The sequence below is a fragment of the Burkholderia sp. B21-005 genome, from assembly GCF_020843965.1.
GTDB classification, from domain to species: domain Bacteria; phylum Pseudomonadota; class Gammaproteobacteria; order Burkholderiales; family Burkholderiaceae; genus Burkholderia; species Burkholderia ambifaria.
Genome location: NZ_CP086301.1, coordinates 766,014 through 780,203, shown reverse-complemented (window position 1 = coordinate 780,203; position 14,190 = coordinate 766,014). Strand labels below are relative to the sequence as shown.

19 protein-coding genes and 1 riboswitch are annotated in these 14,190 nt (G+C 66.7%); of the genes, 9 read left to right on the top strand and 10 right to left on the bottom strand.

The window, feature by feature from the left end; translation table 11 throughout:
- Window positions 1–28: 28 nt before the first annotated feature.
- Together LMA02_RS03595 and LMA02_RS03590 are read right to left on the bottom strand one after the other, a co-directional pair.
- Window positions 29–439, bottom strand: coding sequence for a GFA family protein (locus LMA02_RS03595; protein WP_228906952.1), 411 nt, complete (start codon window positions 437–439; stop codon window positions 29–31).
- A gap of 124 nt (window positions 440–563) precedes the next feature.
- Window positions 564–1,355 (bottom strand): IclR family transcriptional regulator, encoded by a 792-nt coding sequence (locus LMA02_RS03590; RefSeq protein ID WP_228906951.1) that lies wholly within the window; start codon window positions 1,353–1,355, stop codon window positions 564–566.
- 213 nt (window positions 1,356–1,568) lie between these two features.
- Between LMA02_RS03590 and LMA02_RS03585 the strand changes: the two genes are divergently transcribed.
- On the top strand, window positions 1,569–2,756 hold the full coding sequence (locus LMA02_RS03585) for an acyl-CoA dehydrogenase (RefSeq protein ID WP_138848188.1): 1,188 nt from the start codon (window positions 1,569–1,571) through the stop codon (window positions 2,754–2,756).
- 134 nt (window positions 2,757–2,890) lie between these two features.
- On the opposite strand, the gene LMA02_RS03580 is transcribed toward LMA02_RS03585, so the two are convergent.
- The gene (locus LMA02_RS03580) at window positions 2,891–3,529 is read right to left on the bottom strand and encodes a peroxiredoxin (RefSeq protein WP_069225201.1); all 639 of its coding nucleotides are present in this window, start codon (window positions 3,527–3,529) and stop codon (window positions 2,891–2,893) included.
- Between the two features lie 317 nt (window positions 3,530–3,846).
- On the opposite strand from LMA02_RS03580, the gene LMA02_RS03575 reads away from it, so the two are divergent.
- The 3 genes from LMA02_RS03575 (at window position 3,847) to LMA02_RS03565 (ending at window position 5,150) form a co-directional block, all read left to right on the top strand.
- Window positions 3,847–4,149: a DUF883 family protein gene (locus LMA02_RS03575; RefSeq protein WP_006754606.1), complete on the top strand. Its 303-nt coding sequence runs from the start codon at window positions 3,847–3,849 to the stop codon at window positions 4,147–4,149.
- A 124-nt stretch (window positions 4,150–4,273) separates the two neighbouring features.
- Window positions 4,274–4,663, top strand: coding sequence for a phage holin family protein (locus LMA02_RS03570; protein WP_166722362.1), 390 nt, complete (start codon window positions 4,274–4,276; stop codon window positions 4,661–4,663).
- Between the two features lie 43 nt (window positions 4,664–4,706).
- A complete protein-coding gene (locus LMA02_RS03565) occupies window positions 4,707–5,150 on the top strand; it encodes a DUF3318 domain-containing protein (RefSeq protein WP_166722361.1) in 444 nt (147 codons plus the stop codon).
- 73 nt (window positions 5,151–5,223) lie between these two features.
- On the opposite strand, the gene LMA02_RS03560 is transcribed toward LMA02_RS03565, so the two are convergent.
- From LMA02_RS03560 to glyA, 7 genes are all read right to left on the bottom strand, one after another.
- Window positions 5,224–5,676, bottom strand: coding sequence for a type IV pilin protein (locus LMA02_RS03560; RefSeq protein WP_228906950.1), 453 nt, complete (start codon window positions 5,674–5,676; stop codon window positions 5,224–5,226).
- On the bottom strand, window positions 5,673–6,221 hold the full coding sequence (locus tag LMA02_RS03555) for a pilus assembly protein (RefSeq protein ID WP_228906949.1): 549 nt from the start codon (window positions 6,219–6,221) through the stop codon (window positions 5,673–5,675). The genes LMA02_RS03560 and LMA02_RS03555 overlap by 4 nt, the downstream gene beginning before the upstream one ends.
- Before the next feature lie 106 nt (window positions 6,222–6,327).
- Window positions 6,328–7,167, bottom strand: a complete 840-nt coding sequence (locus LMA02_RS03550; RefSeq protein WP_228906948.1) for a PilW family protein — start codon at window positions 7,165–7,167, stop codon at window positions 6,328–6,330.
- Window positions 7,151–7,567, bottom strand: coding sequence for a hypothetical protein (locus tag LMA02_RS03545; RefSeq protein WP_228906947.1), 417 nt, complete (start codon window positions 7,565–7,567; stop codon window positions 7,151–7,153). The genes LMA02_RS03550 and LMA02_RS03545 overlap by 17 nt, the downstream gene beginning before the upstream one ends.
- The gene (locus tag LMA02_RS03540) at window positions 7,564–8,124 is read right to left on the bottom strand and encodes a GspH/FimT family pseudopilin (RefSeq protein ID WP_228907602.1); all 561 of its coding nucleotides are present in this window, start codon (window positions 8,122–8,124) and stop codon (window positions 7,564–7,566) included. Before LMA02_RS03540 ends, LMA02_RS03545 begins: the two co-directional genes overlap by 4 nt.
- Before the next feature lie 153 nt (window positions 8,125–8,277).
- A complete protein-coding gene (gene nrdR, locus LMA02_RS03535) occupies window positions 8,278–8,757 on the bottom strand; it encodes a transcriptional regulator NrdR (protein ID WP_006754597.1) in 480 nt (159 codons plus the stop codon).
- Window positions 8,758–8,763: 6 nt separating this feature from the next.
- Window positions 8,764–10,011, bottom strand: a complete 1,248-nt coding sequence (gene glyA / locus LMA02_RS03530) for a serine hydroxymethyltransferase (RefSeq protein WP_166722356.1) — start codon at window positions 10,009–10,011, stop codon at window positions 8,764–8,766.
- 137 nt (window positions 10,012–10,148) lie between these two features.
- Window positions 10,149–10,249, bottom strand: a riboswitch (ZMP/ZTP riboswitch).
- Between the two features lie 180 nt (window positions 10,250–10,429).
- Between glyA and LMA02_RS03525 the strand changes: the two genes are divergently transcribed.
- The 5 genes from LMA02_RS03525 to tolA all read left to right on the top strand — a co-directional run bounded on the left by LMA02_RS03525 (window position 10,430) and on the right by tolA (window position 14,118).
- Window positions 10,430–11,176 (top strand): SDR family NAD(P)-dependent oxidoreductase, encoded by a 747-nt coding sequence (locus LMA02_RS03525; RefSeq protein WP_124834348.1) that lies wholly within the window; start codon window positions 10,430–10,432, stop codon window positions 11,174–11,176.
- A gap of 109 nt (window positions 11,177–11,285) precedes the next feature.
- A complete protein-coding gene (gene ybgC, locus LMA02_RS03520) occupies window positions 11,286–11,771 on the top strand; it encodes a tol-pal system-associated acyl-CoA thioesterase (RefSeq protein WP_228906946.1) in 486 nt (161 codons plus the stop codon).
- Between the two features lie 145 nt (window positions 11,772–11,916).
- Window positions 11,917–12,594: a protein TolQ gene (gene tolQ / locus LMA02_RS03515; RefSeq protein ID WP_006753266.1), complete on the top strand. Its 678-nt coding sequence runs from the start codon at window positions 11,917–11,919 to the stop codon at window positions 12,592–12,594.
- A 10-nt stretch (window positions 12,595–12,604) separates the two neighbouring features.
- Complete coding sequence (tolR, locus tag LMA02_RS03510) at window positions 12,605–13,054, top strand: protein TolR (RefSeq protein WP_006753267.1); 450 nt, start codon at window positions 12,605–12,607, stop codon at window positions 13,052–13,054.
- A complete protein-coding gene (tolA, locus tag LMA02_RS03505) occupies window positions 13,051–14,118 on the top strand; it encodes a cell envelope integrity protein TolA (protein WP_228906945.1) in 1,068 nt (355 codons plus the stop codon). Before tolR ends, tolA begins: the two co-directional genes overlap by 4 nt.
- The last annotated feature ends 72 nt before the right edge of the window (window positions 14,119–14,190 follow it).

The window sequence follows — 14,190 nt, the reverse complement described above, 5'->3', positions numbered from 1 at the left end:
ATGCCGGCGCATCGATGCCCATGGCCGCCTACGCCCTTCCACCGTCATCGTATTTGGGCAGATCGTCGCCGATCTCGACGCCCGGGAAACGATCCCCGTACCAGACGTGCCACGCGGGCTGCAGCCGCGACGGCTCGTCGAGCGTCGCACTATTGATTTCCACGGTCGTCGGTGCATCGGCCAGCCGGTACTCGAGCTGCGCGCCGCAGCGGCCGCAAAAGCGCCGCTCGCCCCACGCGCTCGACGCATAGACCGTCGGCTCGCCCTGCAGGTATTCGAATGCATCGATCGGCACCGATGCCGACGCGACGACCGCCGCGCCCGTCGTGCGCTGGCAAAGCCGGCAATGGCAGAAACCGGCGTCGGCCGGAATGCCGGCGATCCGGTAGCGGATCGCACCGCACGCGCAACCGCCTTCCATCGTTTCCGGGTGTGGCATCGCGAACCTCATCGTAGGGAAGCTGGCGAACGATGATGAGCGGGGTTCGCACGCGGTGCAACCGGCAGCTGCGCGCTTCCCCGTTCCGCGGAACCCGGCAACGCGCGGGCTCGCGGCGCCGCTCTCAGACCGTCTGGCCGAGCCGCTGCGCGAGCGCCTTCAGCTTCGGCCCGACCTGCGTGCGGAACACGTCCTCGTCCATCGACGATGCGGGCCCGCTGCAGCTCAGGATCAGCCAGCGCCCCTCGCGCGGCTCGCGAAACGGCACGGCCGCCGCGTTCACGTCCATGTGCCACGCGCGAAACGAATAGCAGCATCCGCCATCGGAGAACTCGGCCACCGCATGCTGTGCGGCCGCGACGAGCGCATCCGCGTCGGCCGCGCCGCCGGCCGCCCGGTGCAGCTCCGCATAAAGCGCGCGGCGCACGTCCTCGGGCTGCACGGCGAGGTACGCGCGGCCCATCGAGCTCGTCAGCATCGACAGCCGCGAGCCGGGCGCGAGCCCGAGCGTCAGCGCGGTTTCGCTGCGGATCGTCTCCAGGTAGATCATGTCGAGCCCGTCGCGGCAGCCGAGCGATACGGCCGCGCCGATTTCGCGCGCGAGCGCCTGCATGTGCGGCCGCGCGAGATCGATCGTCCCCGAGCCGGACAGCAGCGCGTAGCCGAGCGACAGCACGCCGGCGTCGAGCGCATACTTTCCGAGCGTTTCGTCGTAGCGCAGGTAGCCGAGCACGGTCAGCGTATAGGCGAGCCGGTTCACCGTCGCCTTCGGCAGCCCGGTGCGCTCCGCGAAGTCGCGATTGCCGAGCATCGTCTCGCCGGGCCGGAATGCGCGCAGCAGGTCGAGCCCGCGCGCGAGCGCAACGACGAACTTGCGCTCGTCGATCGCGGTTTCGTCGATGGTTGAAAGTGTCATCTGATGCTACACTTGGTTCGTTTTGCAAAACATTGTTCCGCACAGCGGAACTCTAGTCAAGCGAACTTTAGACATCGGGCAAGGCGACGAAGCGCCAACCCGGGACGACCGCAAAGCATGGAATCAGGCAAGCGCTGAATCTGCCGACTCTGACCGACCGCGAAGCATGGGGCGCAGAGTCAGCGGCGAAGCGCCCCGACAGGAGATGACACGATGAGCGCTGCAACTTTTCATTGGGACGATCCGCTGCTGCTCGACCAGCAACTGACCGAAGAAGAGCGAATGGTGCGCGATGCCGCGCACGCCTACGCGCAGGACAAGCTCGCGCCGCGCGTCACCGAGGCGTTCCGGCATGAACGCACCGATGCCGAGATCTTCCGCGAAATGGGTGAGATCGGCCTGCTCGGCCCGACGATTCCGGAGGAATACGGCGGCCCGGGCCTCAATTACGTCAGCTACGGCCTGATCGCGCGCGAAGTCGAGCGCGTCGACTCCGGCTACCGCTCGATGATGTCCGTGCAGTCGTCGCTCGTGATGGTGCCGATCTTCGAATTCGGCTCGGACGCGCAGAAGCAGAAATACCTGCCGAAGCTCGCGACCGGCGAATGGATCGGCTGCTTCGGGCTGACCGAGCCGAACCACGGCTCCGACCCGGGCGGCATGGTCACGCGCGCGAAGAAGGTCCCCGGCGGCTATTCGCTGTCCGGCGCGAAGATGTGGATCACCAACTCCCCGATCGCCGACGTGTTCGTCGTGTGGGCGAAGCTGGAAGAAAACGGCAAGGACGCAATCCGCGGCTTCATCCTCGAGAAAGGCTGGAAGGGCCTGTCGGCACCGGCGATCCACGGCAAGGTCGGGCTGCGCGCGTCGATCACCGGCGAGATCGTCCTCGACGAAGTGTTCGTGCCCGAAGAGAACCTGCTGCCGAACGTGAGCGGCCTGCGCGGGCCGTTCACGTGCCTGAACTCGGCACGCTACGGGATCGCCTGGGGCGCGCTCGGCGCGGCCGAATCCTGCTGGCACACCGCGCGCCAGTACGTGCTCGATCGTCAGCAGTTCGGCCGGCCGCTCGCCGCGAACCAGCTGATCCAGAAGAAGCTCGCCGACATGCAGACCGAAATCACGCTCGGCCTGCAGGGCGTGCTGCGTCTCGGCCGGATGAAGGACGAAGGCACGGCGGCCGTCGAGATCACGTCGATCATGAAGCGCAACTCGTGCGGCAAGTCGCTCGACATCGCGCGGCTCGCGCGCGACATGCTCGGCGGCAACGGCATCTCGGACGAATTCGGCGTCGCGCGCCACCTCGTGAACCTCGAAGTGGTCAACACGTACGAAGGCACGCACGACATCCACGCGTTGATCCTCGGCCGCGCGCAGACGGGCATCCAGGCATTCTTCTGATCAATCGCGCGCCGCCCGCGGCGCCCGCGCGCCGCATGCGCTGAAATGACACGGCCCGCCCGGCATCGCTGCCGGGCGGGCCGTTTTCATCGGTGCGCGCGTTCGTCACGCGCGGCCGATGCGTCAGCCGATGCTTACTTGTTCGGCTGCGGCGTGAGGCGCAGGTACGGACGCACTGCGTTGAAGCCCTTCGGGAAGCGTTTCTTCAGTTCTTCCGGATCCTGCAGCGACGGCACGATCACGACGTCGTCGCCGTCCTTCCAGTTGCCTGGCGTCGCGACTTTGTAATTATCGGTCAGTTGCAGCGAGTCGATCACGCGCAGCACTTCGTCGAAGTTGCGCCCGGTGCTGGCCGGATAGGTGATGGTGAGCCGCACCTTCTTGTTCGGGTCGATCACGAACAGCGAGCGCACCGTCAGCGTCTCGTTCGCGTTCGGGTGGATCATGTCGTACAGTTGCGAGACCTTGCGGTCCGCGTCGGCGATGATCGGGAAACCGACGACCGTCGACTGCGTTTCGTTGATGTCGTTGATCCAGCCTTTGTGCGATTCGACGCCGTCGACCGACAGCGCGATCACCTTCACGTTGCGTTTCTCGAATTCGCCCTTCAGCTTCGAGGTCAACCCGAGCTCAGTCGTGCATACCGGCGTGTAGTCGGCCGGGTGCGAGAACAGGACGCCCCAGCTGTTGCCCAGCCACTCATGAAACTTGATCGGGCCCAGGCTCGATTCCTGCTCGAAATCCGGTGCGATATCACCAAGACGCAGACTCATGATGTTCCCTCCTCGAACGATGCTGGTTGAAACCGCGCGCCGGATGGCGCGGGACAGTCCATCAGCTTACGGGAAGCAATGGGCCGTGCGAACGATTATTCCGTTTGATATTCATACTTTTTTGTCATTTTTACCCTGCGTCGGAGCAGGCCTGACGGCGGCAACAGAACTTTTTGCACGGTTGGCGGCTCTGTTAAACATTACGAGTCGTTTAACATGCGGTATTGCACCGCCGCCGTGTGTGTTCCCGGCTCGCCAGCAGGCAGGGGTTTCGCTACGATGTGAACCTGCAGCATGACAGCACGAAGGGAGTTGCAATGTCGGAAATCAACAAGGAGAAACTGATGTCGGATATCAAAACCGTTCTCGCGGACGCCGAGGATCTGCTCAAGCAAGCAGCGAGCAGCACGGGCGACCGTGCGGCCGAGTTGCGCGAGAAAGCCATGTCGCGCCTGAAGCAGGCCAAGGAAAAGGCAACCGACGTTCAGGTCGTGGTGGTCGAGAAAGGCAAGAAGGCTGCCCGCGCGACCGACGATTACGTGCATGAGCATCCGTGGACGTCGATCGGCGTCGCCGCCGGCGTCGGTGTGCTGATCGGTCTGCTGATCAACCGCAAGTAACGCGCTCAGCGCCGTTCCGACCCATGTGTCGCACGGTGCGGCGCATGGGTGCCGAAGCCAGCCGGTGGTTCGCCACCGGCCGGCTTTGACCTAGCCGCTCACTGCGCGCGCAAGCGCCTTATCCATGACGACAGACACTCACCCGCAGCCGTCCGGCCAGGGACCGCTGCGCCGCCTCGTCGGCTCAGCGATCGGCCTCCTGCAAACGCGCCTCGAACTGGTCGGCATCGAACTCGCCGAGGAGAAGGAACGCCTGATGGGCGTGCTGTTCCTCGGGCTCGCGGCCATGATGCTCGCGACGATGGCGCTGATCAGCCTGACCGTGCTCGTCGCGATCGCGTTCTGGGACACCTATCGCTGGCAGTCGCTCGCGGGCATCACCGCGCTGTACACGATCGCCGCCCTCGTGTGTGGGCTGAAAGCACGCTCGGGCCTGCGCGAAGCGCCGACCGTGTTCGAGTCCACGCTCGCCGAGCTCGAGAAAGACCGCGAAATTTTCCGCGGCAAGTTGTGAACGCAGCCGTGTTCGCCCCTCTCACCTACTTCGCCGACGCGCCATGAGCCAGAACGTCACGGGCCATTCACCCCGCCCCCATTCGTCGCGATCGCACTGGAGCGCGTCGCAGCATCGCGCGCTGCGCAAGGAGTTGCTGATCCTGCGATCCGAAGTCGAGCGGCTCGAGCTTGCCGAAGCCGCCGCCGACGTGCGCCACGCGGTCACGCGCTTCAGCTGGCTCAAGGTGTTCATCCCCGGCCTGTCGGGCGGCAAGTTCAGCCAGTCCGCCAAGAACCTGAACGCAAGCCTCGGTCACCTCGTGAACCAGTATCCGATGTTGAGTTCGCTCGCATCGCTCGTGCTGGCGAAACCCGTTCGCTCGCTTCTGCGCGCGAGCGCGGGCCCCGCGCTGAAGTGGGGCACCGTCGGCTTCGCCGCGTGGGAGGTCTACCGGATCTGGAAACAGTCGCGCGACGAGCGCGCAACGGCCGTCAACGACGACTGATACGTAACGACAGACGCGCACGGCCCCGCACCGCTGCGCGTTTCCCGTGGGCTTTCCATCCGTTGCCGCGTGATCAACGCACGCCCCAGCATGTGCGCTGCTGCACATCGGCCTCGCCGTCATTCGATCCCGCATTGCCTTTCGTCCCGTCCGAACGCAGCGTGAACGCACCGCATGCGTCGTCGCGCATCGGGCCCGCATCGAGCGGACTCGCAACGAGTTCATAGACGACCGGCGCATCGTCACCGACCGATCGCCGCAGCGCGACGCGATAGACCGCCGGCCCGTCCGGCGGCGCCTGCGCATAGGCGTCCGGCAAGATCTGCGGCGGCGGGCCGTCGAGCATTTCGAGATATTGAGCCGCGCGGTACAGCGCGGCGACCGCGGATGCGCGATGCATGCGCGCGACATGCTCGCGATACGACGGGACGCCCCACCCGGCCAGCACGGCGACGATCGCGAGCACGATCATCAGTTCAAGCAACGTGAACGCCGCCGCTCGGCGCATCAGCGCAGGCCCTTTCATCGATGCACCGCCGCGACGCGACGCCAGCGCTGCGCAACGATGTGTCCGTCGCGCAGTGCGACCTGGCTCTGCAGCCAGACCACGCTCGACGCATGGCCGCCGACGCCACGCGCGGTGACGAGGTAGGCACGACTACGTTGCGGACCGACGCCTCGCCAGGCTTCGATCAGGCAACGCGGCGGCTGCGCCGCCATCGGCCAGGACGCGAACGGGGCGAACGCTTCGGCGGCGCCCAGCGCAGGCGTGCGTCGCCATGCATCCGGCTCGGCGGATGATGCGGGTTCATCCAGGTACGGCGCCCCGCCGCGGACCAATCGCGCGGTGCAGGCCGCCAGTGCCGCATCGGCCGCGTGGAATGCAATCAGCCGGTCCGACAACGCCCGTGTGCGGCGCGATTCCGTCAGTGCGGATTCGAACCACGTGCCGGTTAGCGCGGCGACCGCCGCACCGACCGCGATCACGGCAGGCAGCGCAAGGCCCGCGTCGCGACGCCAGCCTCGTGTGGCGGACAGAGCGCGTGCGCGCGTCGCTCCGCCGCTCAACATGAAGCCTCCGCCGCGCGCTGCATGCTGCAGGGCGCCACGGCGCACCTTCGCGCATGTCCTGCCGCGATTCGCATCGCAAGGTCGCCGATGGACCCGTTTGCGTGAATCATCGCAACGCCTCGTGGCCCGTTGCCGCGTCACGGACAGGATCGGCAAATGCGACCGCGGAATTTCGCACCGCGACGATTCGATGCAGCACCAGATGCGCGCGACCATCCGGCGCAGCGGCCGTGCGGCCATCGCAATCGACATGACGCGCGGGCTCGTGCATCGGTTCGCCACGCGCCCGCACGCACACCTGCACGGCGACGACATCGCGCCAGTCATCCGCGTTCATCGCCTGCGCGTCGACGAACCGCGCACCGTCGCGACGCAGGTAACGCACGCGCAGCTGGTCGATCCCGGACACGACGGGTTGCGGCGTGCCCGTGCGCCCGCTTCCCTCGCAGTACAGTTCGGGCTCGCCCGTCGACGGGCTGACATGCGCGTCGAAACGGTTTTCCACGAGCGGCCGCTCACCCGGGGCGCCGACACCCTGCCCGAGACAATCCGACACCTGTGCGCTGCTGGTTGGCCACGTCGACACGGCATCGCCGACATACCGGACCAGCACCGCATCCGACGCCGCGCGCACGGCTTCGCAGCGCACCTGCGCGCCATCGCCGCGCACGCGGCCCGCGGAACAGCCGAACACCGGCGGCAACGACGACGCGCCTTCGACATCGAGCGGCCGAAACCCGGCCATCTGGATCTGCTGGCCGATCAGCATCAGTGCGGTCGCGGCCGCATCGCGCATCCGGAACCCGTCTTCCGCCCGCCGCTGCGCGACGCGCTGGGCGTGATACAGCGCACCGGCCGCGGCCAGCACGAGCAGACCGACGATCATCGCGATCAGCACTTCGAGCAGCGTATGCGCGCGGCTGCGGCGATCAGCGTTCAACGGCATCGACTTCGACCTCCCGAAACGGAATCCGCACGCACGACGGCGGCTTCACCGTTGCCCCAGCGCCTTCGCATCGCGTCGACACCGCCGCGCCGGCACCGCGCCAGCCGACAATCACGTACCGGACACCGCCCGGCCCATGGTCGAGCGTCATCGCACCGCCCGGCAACGATGCGGCCACGAGCGCCGCGATGCCGTCGTCGGCGCCTGCCGCCGCGCGCCGGCGCTCGATGCGTGCATCGGCCAGCCACAGCGCGCGTTCACGCCAGATCGTCGCCCGCTGCGCGCGCGTCATCGCAAGCTGGCTGCCGGCCACGGCCAGCATTACGGCCGCGAGCAGCGCGACGGCCAGCACCGCTTCGAGCAGCGACGTGCCGCGCATCGATCGGCGCACGCGCTTCATGCCGTGTCGCAACGCCCGGCGGCGACGCGCGCCCGGCCGCCCGCCGCGATCCGGATACAACGCGACACGCGTGCGTCGTCGCCGGACAGCATGCGCTGCGGACGCAATTCGAAACGCCTGATCCCGCCGATCACCTGGCCCGCCGGCGGCGCGAACGCCAGATCATGCGCCGTGCCCGCGACGGCGATGTCGGCATCGCGCGGATAACGCCGCAGCACGCGCGACTGTCCGTCGAACTGCCCGCTGACGATCCAGCCGCACGACCATTCCGCCGGGTCGCAGCGCTCGCCGGAACGCATGCAGTCGCCGTCGGGCCCGGCGCGGCACAGCGTGACGCGCACGCCGAGACGCGTCGCCTCGGTGCGTGCGAACGACAGCGCACCGAGCAGCGCGCGCGAGCGCGCATCCACGCGTTCGCGCATGTGCCATTGATTGAATGCGGGTGCTGCGAAAAGTCCGATCGACGCCGCCAGCGCGATCGCGACCATCAGCTCGACGAGCGTGAAGCCGCCGCAGCAGCGCATGCTTTTTTCGACGACCTGCCGGTGCAGTTCCATCGCCATCGCCCTCCGTCAACGTGATGCGACGACTGTAGCGACGCGAGCGAACGCGCGCCATTGGCCGAACGGCCGACTGGCGACATGCGATCGCGGCCGACACAATCGGCGCGAATCGAACCCACGGAGAAGACGATGAACGGACGCAGCGCGTCAGCGCTTACGCGAAGGCTTGGAGGGGGACGCGCGACGGAACTCTTCGATCACGTCGGCAAATTCGGAAACGTCCTCGAACCGGCGGTAAACCGATGCGAAACGGACATAGGCGATCGTATCGAGACCGCGCAACTCGTTCATCACGAGTTCGCCGAGCTTCTCGCTACGCACTTCCCGCTCGCCGGTCGCGAGCAGTTGATATTCGATGCGGGCGACCGCCGCGTCGATCGCGTCAGCCGCAACCGGCCGCTTGCGCAGCGCGAGTTGCATGCTGGCGACGATCTTGCGACGGTCGAATTCCGTGCGGCTGCCGTCCTTCTTCACGACAGCCGGCAGGTTCAGCTCGACCCGCTCGTACGTCGTGAAGCGCTTGTCGCAAGCCGAGCAGCGACGGCGCCGGCGAATGGCGGCGCCATCTTCGGACACGCGCGAGTCGACGACCTGCGTGTCTTCATGCCGGCAGAACGGGCAGCGCATGCTGGATCAGCGATAGACCGGGAAACGCTTGGTCAGCTCGGCCACTTGCGCGCGCACGCGCTCGATCGTCGCTGCATCTTCCGGGTGCTCGAGCACGTCGGCGATCAGGTTGCCAACCTGCTCGGCTTCTGCCGGGCCGAAGCCGCGCGTCGTCATCGCCGGCGAACCCAGACGGATGCCGCTCGTCACGAACGGCTTTTCCGGATCGTTCGGGATCGCGTTCTTGTTCACCGTGATGTGCGCGGCACCGAGCGCTGCTTCCGCTGCCTTGCCCGTGATGTTCTTCGCGCGCAGGTCCACCAGCATCACGTGGCTTTCGGTGCGGCCCGACACGATCCGCAGGCCGCGCTTGACCAGCGTTTCAGCCAGCACGCGCGCGTTCTCGACCACCTTTTCCTGGTATGCCTTGAATTCCGGCGACAGCGCTTCCTTGAACGCCACGGCCTTCGCCGCGATCACGTGCATCAGCGGGCCGCCCTGGATGCCCGGGAAGATCGCCGAATTGATCGGCTTCTCGTATTCCGACTTCATCAGGATCACGCCGCCGCGCGGGCCGCGCAGGCTCTTGTGCGTCGTCGTCGTCACGAAGTCGGCATGCGGCACCGGGTTCGGATACACGCCCGCCGCGATCAGGCCCGCGTAGTGCGCCATATCGACCATCAGGTACGCACCGACCGACTTCGCGATCTTCGCCAGACGCTCGAAGTCGATCTTCAGCGCGAACGCCGACGCGCCCGCGACGATCAGCTTCGGCTTGTGTTCCTGTGCGAGCTGCTCGGCGGCATCGTAATCGATGTCTTCCTGCTCGTTCAGCCCGTAGCTCACCACGTTGAACCACTTGCCCGACATGTTGACCGGCGAGCCGTGCGTCAGGTGACCACCGTGCGCGAGGCTCATGCCCATGATCGTGTCGCCCGGCTTGAGCATCGCGAAGAACACGCCCTGGTTCGCCTGCGAACCCGAGTTCGGCTGCACGTTCGCGGCTTCCGCGCCGAACAGCTGCTTCACACGGTCGATCGCCAGTTGCTCGACCACGTCGACGTATTCACAGCCGCCGTAGTAGCGCTTGCCCGGATAACCTTCCGCGTACTTGTTCGTGAGCTGCGAGCCCTGGGCGGCCATCACGGCCGGGCTCGTGTAGTTTTCCGACGCGATCAGCTCGATGTGATCTTCCTGGCGGCGGTTTTCCTGCTCGATCGCAGCAAAGAGTTCGGGATCGACGTTCGCGATGGTGCTTTGGGCTCTGTCAAACATACGGTTTCCGTTAAGTGTGTACAGGTTGACCGGTGCGGCCGAGTACAGTGCGCTGCTGGCGGAACCAGCTCGACGTGGCGGAAGAATCCGTATGACGCGAGGCAGGACAGCCACCGGCGATGCACGCAACGGCGCACAACGGCTGCCCAGGCGAACGGCAAAAACGGCGCCCCGCGCTTCACGGTGGGATGCTCCACCTTGAACCCGAAGGGTTCTATCGCCAGTCACGCAGGGGTGATGAGCGCGTTAGTGTATTGGATGCGTCATGAATAGGCAACCGCACGCCAGCGGCCCCGAAATAATAAGGGCCGGACTCCGCGCACCCGTGCCGCCATGCGTTGGCGCCTTGCCGCGATGCGGCAATCTCAGTACGCTTGCGCGATACTATCCGCTACTTTGTTACCGACCAGGAGCAGCAATGATCGTGTTCGTCACAGGCGCGTCCGCCGGCTTCGGCGCCGCCATCGCCCGGGCCTTCGTCAAGGGCGGCCACCGCGTCGTCGCGACCGCGCGCCGCAAGGATCGTCTCGATGCGCTCGCGGCCGAACTCGGCGACGCGCTGCTGCCGCTCGAGCTCGACGTGCGCGACCGCGCAGCCGTCGAAGCCGTGCCGGCCGCGCTTCCCGCCGAATTCGCCGCGCTCGACGTGCTCGTCAACAACGCCGGTCTCGCGCTCGGCGTCGAGCCGGCGCACAAGGCGAGCCTCGACGAGTGGCAGACCATGATCGACACGAACTGCTCGGGCCTCGTGACCGTCACGCACGCGCTGCTGCCCGGAATGATCGCGCGAGGCCGCGGCCACATCTTCAATCTAGGCTCGGTGGCCGGCACCTATCCGTATCCGGGCGGGAACGTATACGGTGCGACCAAGGCTTTCGTCAGACAATTCAGCCTGAACCTGCGCGCCGACCTGATCGGCACGCCGTTGCGCGTGACGGACATCGAGCCGGGCCTCTGTGGCGGCACGGAATTCTCGAACATCCGCTTCCGTGGGGACGATGCGAAGGCGGCCAACGTCTACCAGAACGTCCAGCCGCTCACGGCCGAGGACATCGCCGACACGATCTACTGGATCGCGACGCGCCCCGCGCACGTCAACATCAACACGATCGAGATGATGCCGGTCGCCCAGGCCCCGGCCGGCCTTACGATCCATCGCGGCTGACCTGTCCGAGCGCAGCCACGGGCACGGCTCCGGCCGGCCTGCGGCGTGCTACGACGTACTACATTCCGTTACGAATCGGTTACGAATCGGGCCCTGCCCTTCCGGTAGAATGCGCGCCATGACTCAGCCTACCCGCTCCCCGGACGCGCCCTCCGGCTTCACCTGGCCGGTACGCGTGTACTACGAGGATACCGACGCAGGCGGCATCGTCTTCTATGCCAACTACCTGAAATTCTTCGAACGCGCCCGCACCGAATGGCTGCGCGCGTGCGGCATCGACCAGCGTCGGCTGGCCGACGACACGGGCGCGATCTTCATCGTCCGTAGTACGTCGCTCGACTACCGCGCACCGGCGCGACTCGACGACGCGCTGTCGGTCACGAGCCGGCCCGGCCGCATCGGCCGCGCATCGGTGGAATTCACCCAGGAAGCCTGGCGTGGCGACACGCTGCTCGTCACCGGACACATTCGCCTCGGCTGCGTGGACCGCACCGGCATCCGGCCCGCGGCGATCCCGCAGGTCGTGCTCGACGCGCTGCAACGCGGGCCCGTCACCGACGCCGGGCAAACTGTACTGTCAACGAAGCTCGCATGAGCCCCGTTTAGACAAAGCCTATGAACTTGCCTTCCTGAATCGATACTAAGCAAGGTTCGGCGCCAGGCCTGACCGACGCGCCGCGCCGCACGCATACCGTGCGCCCCTCGCCGGGCACCCCCGATGGGACGTTACTCAAACCTCTATGAACACTTCTCAAGACCTGTCGATCATTTCCCTCGTCCTCAACGCGAGCGTGCTGGCCCAGGCCGTGATGGGGCTGCTGCTGCTGCTGTCGCTGATGTCGTGGACCTTCATTTTCCGCAAGTGGTTCGCGATTCGCCGCGCGCGCGCGCAGACCGAACGCTTTGAACGGGATTTCTGGTCGGGCGGCGACCTGCAGGCGCTGTATCAGAGCGCGGCCAACAACCGCCACACGATCGGCGCGCTCGAGCGGATCTTCGAATCGGGGATGCGTGAATTCCTGAAGGCGAAGGAAAAGCGCCTCACCGATCCGGGCCTCGTGCTCGATGGCGCGCGCCGCGCGATGCGCGCGTCGTTCCAGCGCGAAATGGACGTGCTCGAAGCGAACCTCGCGTTCCTCGCGTCGGTCGGCTCGGTCAGCCCGTACATCGGTCTGTTCGGCACCGTCTGGGGGATCATGAACTCGTTCCGCGGCCTCGCGAACGTGCAGCAGGCCACGCTCGCGAACGTCGCGCCGGGCATCGCCGAGGCGCTCGTCGCCACCGCGATCGGCCTGTTCGCCGCGATTCCGGCGGTGGTCGCGTACAACCGCTACGCGCACGATATCGACCGCCTCGCGATCCGCTTCGAGACCTTCATCGAAGAGTTCTCGAACATCCTGCAGCGTCAGGCCCAGTAAGGAGCACGCCATGGCAGGAAGTCCCATTCGATCCAGCATGCGCGGCGGCCGCTCGCGCCGCGCGATGGCCGACATCAACGTCGTGCCGTACATCGACGTGATGCTGGTGCTGCTCGTGATCTTCATGGTCACGGCACCGCTCGTGGCCCCGTCGATCATCAATCTGCCGACCGTCGGCAATGCGGCGCCACAGGAACAGACGCCGCCCGTCGTCGTCAACATCAAGGCCGACCGCACGATGAGCGTCAAGTACAAGGGCGACTCCGGCGCGACGCAGGAAGACACGATGACCAAGGCCGAGCTCGACAGCTTCATGTCGGCCCGGCAGGCCGATCATCCCGACCAGCCGGTCGTGATCGCGGCCGACAAGACCGTGCAGTACGATGCGGTCATGACCGTGATGTCGGATCTGAAGGCGCGCGGCGTCAAGCGCGTCGGCCTCCTCGTCAAATCGCAATGAACCGGCAGCAATCCACGCGCAGCAACGCCTACCCGTCTCGGCCGCCTCGCGAGCGAGGCACCTGGCGCGCGTTCGCGCTCGCCGCGCTGATGCACGTACTGCTCGCGCTGTTCCTCTATCACGGCGTGCAGTGGCAGAACAGCACGCCGGCCGGCGCCGAAGCCGAGCTGTGGACCGAGGTGCCCGACGTTCCCGCGCCGCGGCCCGTCGTCACGCCCACGCCGCCCGCGAAGCTCGCACCGCCCCCTCCCCCGGTCCGGGACGAGCAGGCGGACATCGCGCTGCAGCAGAAGAAACGACAGCAGGAAGCGGCCGCGCGCGAAGCGCTGCTCGAGCAGCAGCGCCGCGCACAGCAGTTGAAGGCCCAGCAGGAGGAAGCGCGGCGCGAGCAGCTCGCAGCCCAGCAGGCCGCCGCGCTCGCCGCGCAGAAGGCCGCCGAACGCGACAAGCAGAAGCAGGCGGACAAGCTCAAGCAACAACAGCTCGTGGAGCAGCAGAAGCTCGAACAGCAGAAGCTCCAGCAGCAGAAACTGCAGCAACAGAAGCAGGCGCAGCTGGAAGCCCAGGAGGCGGCGAAGGCCAAGGCCGACGCGGCCGCGAAGGCGAAGGCGGAAGCCCAGGCGAAGGCGAAGGCCGAAGCGGCCGCGCACGCGAAGGCCGATGCGGCAGCGAAGGCGAAGCTCGACCGCGAACGGAATGCGCGACTCGCGCAGATGCAGGGCCTGGCGGGCGCCGGCGAAGGCGGCGGCCAAGGGCTCGCGAAAAGCGGCACCGGCACGGGTTCCGGCGGCAATGCCGCATCGCCCGGCTATGCCGACAAGGTGCGCCGCCGCGTGAAGCCGAACATCGTCTGGGGCGGCGAACGCGCGGGGCTCACGACGATCGTCAGGATCCGCTGTACGCCTTCGGGCGACCTGCTGAGCGTCTCGGTCTCGCGGCCGAGCGGCAATTCGGGGTGGGATCAGGCGGTCGTCAATGCGATTCAGGCGTCGGTTCCGTTACCCCCCGATACTGACGGTCATACGCCGTCCAGCATTACGATTACCTTCAAGGCGGCGGAGTGAGCGCAAATGCGCTTACACTCCGTGCGTCGCTGCCGGACGGGAACGAATCGGGTATTTTTACTGTCTCTGCGG

Excerpts from the sequence above, each read along its gene's own strand:
- LMA02_RS03595 (WP_228906952.1), bottom strand. The coding sequence starts at position 439 with ATGCCACACCCGGAAACGATGGAAGGCGGTTGCGCGTGCGGTGCGATC.
- LMA02_RS03590 (WP_228906951.1), bottom strand. The coding sequence starts at position 1,355 with ATGACACTTTCAACCATCGACGAAACCGCGATCGACGAGCGCAAGTTC.
- LMA02_RS03585 (WP_138848188.1), top strand. The coding sequence starts at position 1,569 with ATGAGCGCTGCAACTTTTCATTGGGACGATCCGCTGCTGCTCGACCAG.
- LMA02_RS03580 (WP_069225201.1), bottom strand. The coding sequence starts at position 3,529 with ATGAGTCTGCGTCTTGGTGATATCGCACCGGATTTCGAGCAGGAATCG.
- LMA02_RS03575 (WP_006754606.1), top strand. The coding sequence starts at position 3,847 with ATGTCGGAAATCAACAAGGAGAAACTGATGTCGGATATCAAAACCGTT.
- LMA02_RS03570 (WP_166722362.1), top strand. The coding sequence starts at position 4,274 with ATGACGACAGACACTCACCCGCAGCCGTCCGGCCAGGGACCGCTGCGC.
- LMA02_RS03565 (WP_166722361.1), top strand. The coding sequence starts at position 4,707 with ATGAGCCAGAACGTCACGGGCCATTCACCCCGCCCCCATTCGTCGCGA.
- LMA02_RS03560 (WP_228906950.1), bottom strand. The coding sequence starts at position 5,676 with ATGAAAGGGCCTGCGCTGATGCGCCGAGCGGCGGCGTTCACGTTGCTT.
- LMA02_RS03555 (WP_228906949.1), bottom strand. The coding sequence starts at position 6,221 with ATGTTGAGCGGCGGAGCGACGCGCGCACGCGCTCTGTCCGCCACACGA.
- LMA02_RS03550 (WP_228906948.1), bottom strand. The coding sequence starts at position 7,167 with ATGCCGTTGAACGCTGATCGCCGCAGCCGCGCGCATACGCTGCTCGAA.
- LMA02_RS03545 (WP_228906947.1), bottom strand. The coding sequence starts at position 7,567 with ATGAAGCGCGTGCGCCGATCGATGCGCGGCACGTCGCTGCTCGAAGCG.
- LMA02_RS03540 (WP_228907602.1), bottom strand. The coding sequence starts at position 8,124 with ATGGAACTGCACCGGCAGGTCGTCGAAAAAAGCATGCGCTGCTGCGGC.
- nrdR (WP_006754597.1), bottom strand. The coding sequence starts at position 8,757 with ATGCGCTGCCCGTTCTGCCGGCATGAAGACACGCAGGTCGTCGACTCG.
- glyA (WP_166722356.1), bottom strand. The coding sequence starts at position 10,011 with ATGTTTGACAGAGCCCAAAGCACCATCGCGAACGTCGATCCCGAACTC.
- LMA02_RS03525 (WP_124834348.1), top strand. The coding sequence starts at position 10,430 with ATGATCGTGTTCGTCACAGGCGCGTCCGCCGGCTTCGGCGCCGCCATC.
- ybgC (WP_228906946.1), top strand. The coding sequence starts at position 11,286 with ATGCGCGCCATGACTCAGCCTACCCGCTCCCCGGACGCGCCCTCCGGC.
- tolQ (WP_006753266.1), top strand. The coding sequence starts at position 11,917 with ATGAACACTTCTCAAGACCTGTCGATCATTTCCCTCGTCCTCAACGCG.
- tolR (WP_006753267.1), top strand. The coding sequence starts at position 12,605 with ATGGCAGGAAGTCCCATTCGATCCAGCATGCGCGGCGGCCGCTCGCGC.
- tolA (WP_228906945.1), top strand. The coding sequence starts at position 13,051 with ATGAACCGGCAGCAATCCACGCGCAGCAACGCCTACCCGTCTCGGCCG.